At 70.7% G+C, this 4,132-nt stretch carries 3 protein-coding genes; 2 read left to right on the plus strand and 1 reads right to left on the minus strand.

The annotated features are described in order from the left end of the window. Window positions 1-113: 113 nt before the first annotated feature. Together RMO85_RS14920 and RMO85_RS14925 are read left to right on the plus strand one after the other, a co-directional pair. Window positions 114-653: a hypothetical protein gene (locus tag RMO85_RS14920; protein ID WP_310529514.1), complete on the plus strand. Its 540-nt coding sequence runs from the start codon at window positions 114-116 to the stop codon at window positions 651-653. Continuing rightward, window positions 650-3,193 (plus strand): rhamnan synthesis F family protein, encoded by a 2,544-nt coding sequence (locus RMO85_RS14925; protein WP_310529515.1) that lies wholly within the window; start codon window positions 650-652, stop codon window positions 3,191-3,193. Before RMO85_RS14920 ends, RMO85_RS14925 begins: the two co-directional genes overlap by 4 nt. Before the next feature lie 24 nt (window positions 3,194-3,217). Here the strand turns inward: RMO85_RS14925 and RMO85_RS14930 are convergent. Continuing rightward, window positions 3,218-4,132, minus strand: a 915-nt coding sequence (locus tag RMO85_RS14930; protein WP_310529516.1) for a glycosyltransferase, incomplete at its 5' end; no start/stop codon positions are given.

Genomic DNA, 4,132 nt, shown 5'->3' on the forward strand with positions numbered 1-4,132 from the left:
CGGCTGCTCGGAGCCGGTGCACGCGGCCAGCACCGCAGCCGCGAGCGTCACCGTGACGAGTCGGCGGGCGCACCTCACATGACCAACCTACGTCGAGCGATAGGGTCGCGCACGTGCCAGATCCGAAGGAAAGCGACGAGATCGCCCGCCTCACCGCCCAGCTGGCGACCGCTCACGCCGAGCTCGCGGCCCTGCGCAAGGAGCAGGAGGCCTGGGCCGAGAAGGAGACCAGGATTCGGGTCGACCGCGACCGTGCCATCAAGGCGACCGAGGAGTTCGCCACCGCGATGGCGGCGCGGCTGCGCATCGAGAACGCCGGTCTGGGCAAGGGCGCCACGATCCTCCGGAAGCGGTTCCGGCCCCCCAGTCGGGCCGAGGCCGTCCACCTCGAGCTGATCCGCGGCTCCGAGCTGTTCAACGCTGCGTGGTACCTCCGCGCCTACCCCGACGTCGTCCACCTGGGGATGGATCCCGCGATGCACTTCCTGCGCTATCCCTTCGACCCGTTCCGCAGCCCGAGCGAGCACTTCAACATCGCCCAGTACTGCGTTGACCACCCCGACGTGTTCAGGGACCGGGTCAACCCCCTCGTCCACTTCCTGCTGTCCCCGGAGTCGCGGGGCGCAGACGCCTACCCGCCCCGCCAGCGATGACCGACACGCGACAGACGGCCCGCGACGCCGAAGAGCTCGAAGCGCGGCGAGCCGTGGTGGCCGACTTCCAGCGTCGCTGGTTCCGGTTCGTCCGACAGTGGCGCCGCGCCTCCCAGGAGAGCCAGGAGTCGGGGGAGGTGCTGGTCCGGCGCGCCCTGCAGGAGGGGCTGGCGCCGGTCACCGACGGCACGCCTGCACCGCCGCCGATCGACGTCCAGCTCAACGCCGCCTGCGCGGTGGTGACGGCCTGCGACCTCTTCGATGCCGAGGGGTACGCCGCCGAGCACCGTCTGCTGCTGGGCGTGGACCCGGTCCGCCACTTCGTCGAGCAGGGTTGGCTCGCCCTGCGCGCGCCCAGCCTGCGCTTCGATGTCTGGTCCTACTGGGTCACGCACCTCGACCCGACCGACGACCAGGTCAACCCACTGCTGCACTTCCTCCTGGTCGGCGGTCACGAGGGGCTGGATCCGCTCCCGAAGCAGACCCAGCTCCGGCGCGCGACCGGGCTCACCGAGACGCCGAGCCGGGTCTGTCTGTTCGCGGCCTACGACCGCGACGGCATCATCGACGACTACGTCGTGGACTACCTCACCGAGCTCGCCCGGCACGCCGACGTCTACTACCTCGCCGACGGTGTGCTCGAGCCCGGCGAGGTCGACAAGATCGCGAACATCACCAAGGGCGCCTGGGGCGTGCCGCATGCGGCCTACGACTTCGGCTCCTTCTCGATGCTGGCCCGCGACCTGGTGGGTTGGGATGTGCTCGACAGCTACGACGAGGTCATCCTGGCCAACGACAGCTGCTACCTCCTGCGGCCCCTGGACGATGTCTTCGCCCGGATGGACACGCGCGTCTGCGACTGGTGGAGCCTGCAGGCGACCTCGATGGAGCACGGCGAGTCCTACGACGGCGACGACGACCCGATGCCGTTGGCGGAGGCCAAGGAGCGCTTCATCGGCCCGCGGCAGTGGACCGACGTCCACTACCTGCACCTCAGCTCGTACTTCCTCGTCTACCGCCGCCCCGTGGTCACCGACCCCGGCTTCCGGTTCCGGCTCGACACCGTCAGCGGCCAGCGCGAGAAGATGCTGGTCGTCCACAAGTACGAGGTGGGCATCAGCCGCTACCTCATGGACGCCGGCTTCGACTTCGACACCTACATCCCCGACCTCTACGCGTTCCATCCCCTCTACTCGCGCCACGTCTTCGAGCTGATCGAGGCGGGCTTCCCCCTGGTCAAGCGCAACTACCTCGGCGAGAACCCCCTGCACGTACTCGGCCTGGACACGTGGCCGGAGCGGCTGCGGGCCGTGATCCCGGACGCGCCGGTCGAGACGATCGCCGCCAACCTCGCCCGCGTGTCACCGGCCGACCGGTTGCACGAGGCGTACGGCGTGCACCTGAACGAAGAGGGCCGGCGCATCATCCCCGGCCGGGCCGTGTGGGGTGGCGCCCTGCGCAAGCTGGACCGAGAGTCCCCGAGCTTCGGGCACTGGTGGGCGTTCCTGGCCAACCATGCGACCGGCCGGCTCGATCCCGGTCTGCGGGCGGTGTTCGAGCAGGTCCGCCACGACCCGAGCATTCACAAGCTGGTGCTGACGGGGTCGCGCCGCCTCGACGACGAGCTCTCCGGTGACCACGTCACCGTGCTTCCGCTCAACACCGTCGACGCCCAGCGCCTGCTCGTGCGCTGTGCCCGCCTCCTGGTCGACGCCGAGCCCAACCTCGCCGTGAAGCTGCCGCTCGCACCGGCGCGCCACGATTTCATCCACGCCGGCCTCGGGCTGCCCGTGGTGCCGCACTCCGCTGCGGTGCACCCGGAGGGGGAGTGGCGAAAGCTCAAGGCGATGGCCGTCGCCTCCCAGGCGGACGCTCTGGTGCGCGCGGCGGCCGAGCCGGAACTCGAGTTGCGCCAGATGTGGGCCACGGGCCTGCCGCGTCACGACCTCGTCGTCGTCGAGAGGCTGCCGGCCGACCTGGCTGCCGAGGAGGGCCGGCTCCGGGAGCTGATCGGAGACCGGCGTCTCGTGGTCTGGTGGGTGGGTCACACCCGACACCACACGCCCGACGAGATCGCCCGCATCAGTGCCTGGGCGCGAGCCCACGGTGTCGCCATCGGGATTCGCGAGCCCCGCGTCGAGCGCGTCGACGGGTGGACGCACGCGTTCGCCGGCCACGACATCATCACGCTCAGCGCACGCACCACGCCCTGGTCGAGCCTGATCCATCGCGTGGCCGACGCTGTGGTCACCGACCAGGTCCCGGAGGCGTTCGACGCTCTCGTGCTGGGCACGCCGATGATCCAGTACGCCCCGCACGCGGCCCACGACGACGGCGAGCCCGACGCGGTGTTCGAGGGCGACGGCTGGCCCGCAGTGGCACGCGTGGTCGACACCGGCGACCTGCTTGCGCAGTTGCAGGCACTGGCCGACGGTGGCTTCGCCAAGCGTCCGGTCGGCGACCGGCCCGGCGTCGTACCCCTCGACGGTCAGGCCGCCTGGCGGTTCGCGCAGAAGGTGCGCGAGCTCAGCCTGCGGTGAACCGGCTCCCGTCGCTTCGAAGGCTCAGGTCATGACGTGACGAAGCACGCGCGCCGTGGCGCGTCGAGACCGGCTCCTCAGCGCGGTCGGGAGCAGCGAGACAGCGTGCAGCCGCGACGTCCAGTGCACGCGTGCGGCCCTCGCTGCCCGGGACCATCCGCGCGACGCGAGGGCCGTCGCCACCTCGCCGAACCACCGGCGTTCATCGGCCAGGCGGTCGCCCTGGAGAAGCGCCAGTGACGACGCGCTGGCGTCGTGGCGGCGGTAGTCGAAGCAGATCTCGGGCACCAGGAGCAGCCGGTTGCCGGCCGCCACCGCGTCCATGATCAGGGCCAGGTCGAGGATGATCGGCAGATCCGCGCGGAACGAACGAGGCGCCAGCGCGTCGACCCGGAACACCAGCGATGGCCAGTAGAGCCAGTTGCCGCTCAGCAGGCTCGCCGCCAGAGTCTCGCCGCCGAGCACGGTAGGGGCGGAGATCTTCGGCCGGATCAGCGCCTTGACCCGGTCGGCCAGACCGTTCGAGGGCTGGCCGGCGCCGTCGACGACGCGCACCCCGACCTGGATCATCTCGACGTCCGGGTGCGCGTGGTGGTGGCGCCAGATGGTCGCCACGAAGTCGTCGTGGAGCAGGTCGTCGCAGCCGAGGAACATGGCCAGCCTGCCGGTTGCGAGGGTGCGGCACTTCTCGAAGTTGCCCGCGATGCCGAGGTTGGCCTCGTTGCGCACGTACTCCACCCGAGGGTCGGCGTGGGTTGCGTACGTCTGCCGCGCCGCCGGATCGGGATAGCCGTCGTCGACGATGGTGACCCGCCAGCGCGGGTCCGTCTGGGAGAGCACCGAAGCCATCGTGGCGTCGAGAAGTGCCGGGTCGCCCCAGTAGGGGATCAGGACGTGGAGGGGCTCCTCCTGGTCCGGGTCATTCGGCACTGCGGTCCG

This window comes from Nocardioides sp. (assembly GCF_031422975.1).
Classification (GTDB): Bacteria; Actinomycetota; Actinomycetes; order Propionibacteriales; family Nocardioidaceae; genus Nocardioides.

What these genes read in the sequence shown, in the direction of transcription:
- RMO85_RS14925 (WP_310529515.1), top strand. Translation starts at nt 650, where the DNA reads ATGACCGACACGCGACAGACGGCCCGCGACGCCGAAGAGCTCGAAGCG.